This is a genomic window from Nevskia soli, assembly GCF_903970205.1.
Lineage (GTDB): Bacteria > Acidobacteriota > Terriglobia > Bryobacterales > Bryobacteraceae > Bog-113.
This window is the reverse complement of the sequence record NZ_CAJCHS010000244.1, coordinates 1-4,256: the sequence shown is the minus strand read 5'-3', so window position 1 is coordinate 4,256 and position 4,256 is coordinate 1. Positions and strand designations below refer to the sequence as shown.

4 protein-coding genes are annotated in these 4,256 nt (G+C 60.1%); all 4 read right to left on the bottom strand.

Annotated elements, in window-relative coordinates; all coding sequences use genetic code 11:
- Nucleotides 1-722, bottom strand: a 722-nt coding sequence (locus tag H1Y01_RS11065; protein WP_180540581.1) for an RtcB family protein, incomplete at its 3' end; no start/stop codon positions are given.
- 198 nt (nt 723-920) lie between these two features.
- Nucleotides 921-2,432, bottom strand: coding sequence for a malate synthase A (aceB, locus tag H1Y01_RS11060; protein ID WP_180540580.1), 1,512 nt, complete (start codon nt 2,430-2,432; stop codon nt 921-923).
- Nucleotides 2,433-2,435: 3 nt separating this feature from the next.
- Entirely contained in the window at nt 2,436-2,675 is a 240-nt protein-coding gene (locus tag H1Y01_RS20040) for an FmdB family zinc ribbon protein (protein WP_180540579.1), read from the bottom strand.
- A 17-nt stretch (nt 2,676-2,692) separates the two neighbouring features.
- Nucleotides 2,693-4,102: a D-alanyl-D-alanine carboxypeptidase/D-alanyl-D-alanine endopeptidase gene (gene dacB / locus H1Y01_RS11050; protein WP_180540578.1), complete on the bottom strand. Its 1,410-nt coding sequence runs from the start codon at nt 4,100-4,102 to the stop codon at nt 2,693-2,695.
- Nucleotides 4,103-4,256: the final 154 nt, after the last annotated feature.

Here is a 4,256-nt window from a genome sequence, read left to right as displayed (position 1 = left end):
AGGTAACGGGTTGAGCTGGTGTGGCCAAGGCCGCGGCTTCCGAAATGAACCCCTATCCAGACGTAACCGCCTTCATCCTCCATCAGGTCGACATAGTGGTTGCCGGAGCCGACCGTTCCGAGCTGCGCCTCTGCCTTCTGCCTGTAATCGCGCATTCCCGATGCTTGCCAGGCTTCGTCATCGTCGAACAATTCGTGCTCGACGCGCTCGTTGTTGGAACGGCCGATCCCGAACGAGATTACCTTGCGAATGTCCTCGAGGATGCCGGGCGCGCGATCGGCGATAGCGCTGAAAGGTACGTCAAGGCGCACGGCCATGTTCCCGCAGCCGATATCGAATCCCACGCCGGAGATACTAATCTGCTTCTCGTAACCGATAACTCCGCCGACCGGCTGCGCATAGCCGAGATGACCGTCGGCGCAGATTACACCCGCGACGGTGTTGCCGACGCTCATGCAATTACGCATCTGCGCGATGGTGCCCTCTTCATGATTCCCGAAGATACGCAAGGGACGATCCCGATATTCCTCCGCTTGCGGCGGGAGTTCGGCGGCTAACTCAACGGCGTCGGCCGCGACCTTCTCTTCGCGCGCGGTTTGGCGATAGGCACACCACGCCGGCATGGATTTCATACCGGCCCGCTCAACACGGGAATCGGGGTCGATTCCGGCGGCAATGGCAAGTTCACGCGCGCGGGTTTCAAAAGGATCGGAACGCTTCATGGATGCTTCAGATACGATCTTCCCACTTAGAACATCCAGGGGGAAGCTTTGCCACATTCTTCACACAGCCGCGAGGCATGATCGATAATTTCCTGCTGTTTCGCGGATGGCAACGCCCGATGTCAGATGATGCTATGTCGCTTTCAAAAACTCGGGTGATTTAGTCAGCTTCGCTAGGAGCCCAGGCCTAGCGTGCGATTACGGCAAGCGCTCGTAAGCCTTCAACGTCAAAAACTCCGCAAAATGCTCGTCGGCGACTAAATGCTCGAACAACTCCACCGCTTCCGGCATCGCCTTCGCTCGAACTCTGATCGACTCCAGCAACATCTCCTTCGTAATCGCCGCGCCGTCGTCCCGCTTCGCGCCATGATGCACCCATTGCCATAACTGCGCGCGGCAGATTTCGGATGTCGCCACGTCCTCCATCAGGTGGTAAATCGGCACCGCGCCCGACCCGTGCAGCCACGCGTTCAGATACTCCAAACCCACATCAATGTTCATCTGAATGCCCAGTTCCGAGATCGTTCCGGCGGGCGTCTCCAGTAAGTCCTGCTGAGTGACGTAGACATCTTCACGCCTCACGCCGATCTGGTTCGGCCCCGGCATATGATCGTCGAACACCGCCTTCGCGATCGCGACCAGTCCGGGGTGAGCGACCCAGGTCCCGTCATGCCCCGCGCGCACCTCACGTAACTTATCTTCACGGACGCGACCGAGCGCTCGCTCGTTCTCCGCCGCATCGCTCTTGATCGGAATCTGCGCCGCCATGCCGCCCATCGCGTGGATCCCGCGCTTATGACAAGTCTGAATAAGCAGGTTCACATAGCTCGCCAGAAAATGACGATCCATAGTTACCTGCGAGCGGTCCGGCAGCACGCGGTCCTGATAGTTACGGAACTTCTTGATGTAACTGAAGATGTAATCCCAACGGCCGCAGTTAAGTCCCGCCGAGTGCTCGCGCAGTTCGTATAGGATTTCGTCCATCTCGAAAGCCGCGGTTATTGTCTCAATAAGAACGGTCGCCCGGACCGTGCCGCGCGGCACGCCGCAATACTCTTGCGCGAACAAGAGAACGTCATTCCACAAACGCGCTTCGAGATGATTTTCCAGCTTAGGTAAGTAGAAATAAGGAGCGGTCCCGCGTGACAGTAACTCGGCGTTGTTATGGAAGAAGTATAGACCGAAATCGAACAGCGAAGCTGAGATCGGCAGGCCATCGACATGGAAATGCTTCTCCACCAGATGCCATCCCCGCGGGCGCACCATCAGAACCGCCGGATTTTCGTGTAACTCATAGTCCTTACCTTCGGGACTGCGGTAAGCGATGGTCTCGCGCACCGCGTCCATCAGATTGACCTGGCCCTCAATCATGTTCGACCAGGTCGGCGAGTTGGCGTCCTCGAAATCCGCCATGAACACGTTGGCGCCGGAGTTTCGCGCGTTGATAATCATCTTCCGGTCGGTGGGACCGGTGATCTCGACGCGCCGGTCTTCCAGTTCCGGCGGAATCGGGGCAACCACCCACCATTCCTTTCGAACCGCCGATTCCGTATCGGGAAGGAAGTTCGGGAAATCGCCCGCATCGATTTCCTGCTGGCGAAGCACCCGCCGATGCAGCATCGCCCGGCGGGACGATTCAAAACGGCGCGAGAGAGCTTCCAGGAACGCCCGCGCGTCCGGAGTTAGAATGCGATCTTCTGCCGAAGCCACCCGTCAGTTCCGTCCGCAAAATGCAGGGTTGCTGCACATGCCGCTGGGGCACGATGGCATGTCGGACGCAGACGACGACGGGGACGCAGAGCCGTTTGCGCGCGCGGCAAAGGTCGAGTATTGCTGATCGAGATGCGTCTCTCCGCAAGAAGGGCAGGCAAGCGACGCCGTCTCTTCCGAGCGGCGCACGAGCTTCTCGAACTTGCTACCGCAGGATTCGCATTTGTATTCGTAAATCGGCATTCGTGTCGGGTTCCCTCTTAGTCAACCAGTACTGCACAAAGTTTATCAATCAGCTCATGCCGCGCTTCGGCATCGGCGAAGGCGTTGTTGACGAAAATGCAAAACGTCAGCCGTCGCCCGGAGCGGGTTTGCGCATAGCCCGAAAGCGCGCTGGTGTGCATGAGAGTTCCCGTCTTCGCCATAATCCGGCCTTTGACTCTGGGACGCGTCATGCGGTCGCTCAATGACCCATCGACACCGGAGACCGGCAAGGTGCTTATCCAGTCCGCGGCGTGAGCGGAGTGGGCCATATAGGTCAGCAGTGTGATTACCGCCGCGGGGGTTACTAAGTTCAAACGTGAGATGCCGGAACCGTCATAGAAGCAGTACTGGTCCGCGTGAATGCCGATTCCGCCCAGAAAGGCGCCGAGCTGTTGCAAACCGCTGCGGCGCGACCCGGCGACGTCCGACAGTAAGAGATCGGCGTGCGCGTTCTGGCTGGTCTTATTGGTCACGCGCAAGTCTTCGATCAAGGGCAGCGACTCGTGCGTGGCAACGGTCTGGCCCGCCTGCTGCGGCGCGTCGGAGTCGTTCTCCCGATGGATAGCCCGAATGCTTCCGCGAACCGCGACTCCGTGCTGTTCCAGCGAGTATTTGAGCGCTTGCGCCGCGAACAAGGCGGGATCGTCCACGCCCAGCTTCTCGTTGAACGGCGGATCGCCGGCCTTGATCGTGCCCCAAAGGTCCCAGTGATTCGTGTACGGCAAACGACGCTGATGGACTTCGCTCGCGGTCCCGGTGGTGACTTTCGCGTTGACCTCGAACGGAAGCGTCGGCGGATCGAAAGCGACAGTTGCGGGCGTGCCGTCCACGGTGGGCGTTATCCGGACGGAAATCGTGTTGTCGTGGACCATCAGAGCGCTTACCGGGGCACCGTCGCCGGTTACGACGTCTTCGGCAGTCCAGCCTTTACCGTACGGTTCGTAAACGAAAGCAGTGTCATCGCCAATGACGTCGCCGGCGACCTCGTGAATCCCGTGGTCCGCCACTTGCACGGCGAGTTCGTCGATCACGGTCAGCGCCGGACCCGGCTCGGAGTTGACGACGTAAGGCATCACCCGGCCGGATAGGTTCGCATCCCCCGTTCCCACCAGCACCAGATCGTCCCCGCGCTGCTCAACGCGAGTTTCGAAGCGGTGATCGGGCCCGAGCCGCTCCAGCGCGAACGCCGTGGAAAACAGCTTGGTGTTCGACGCCGGAACGAACGCGCGATCGGCATTAACAGCGAACAGGCGACGGCCCCCGCCGTCTTCCACCAACATGCCGACGAATCCAGTCTTCGCGATCGGCGACTGCGCGAGAATGCGCGCACAACGCTGCGAAATGGGCGCCGCCGCATTCGCCGGATGCAATGCGGCAGCAACAAACAGCGCGGTCGCGAGCTTCATTCACCGGTCATCTTCGCATGCAGCCAGATAAGGCCGAGGAGCAGCATCACCATGCAGGTCCCGAACGCCGGCAGCGTGGTCACGGCCCATACTCCGGTGCGCGCGGCCAACTCACCCAGCAGCCAGGGCGCGAGCAAGCCGCCCGCTAGTCCGA

Excerpts from the sequence above, each read along its gene's own strand:
- dacB (WP_180540578.1), bottom strand. The coding sequence starts at position 4,102 with ATGAAGCTCGCGACCGCGCTGTTTGTTGCTGCCGCATTGCATCCGGCG.
- H1Y01_RS20040 (WP_180540579.1), bottom strand. The coding sequence starts at position 2,675 with ATGCCGATTTACGAATACAAATGCGAATCCTGCGGTAGCAAGTTCGAG.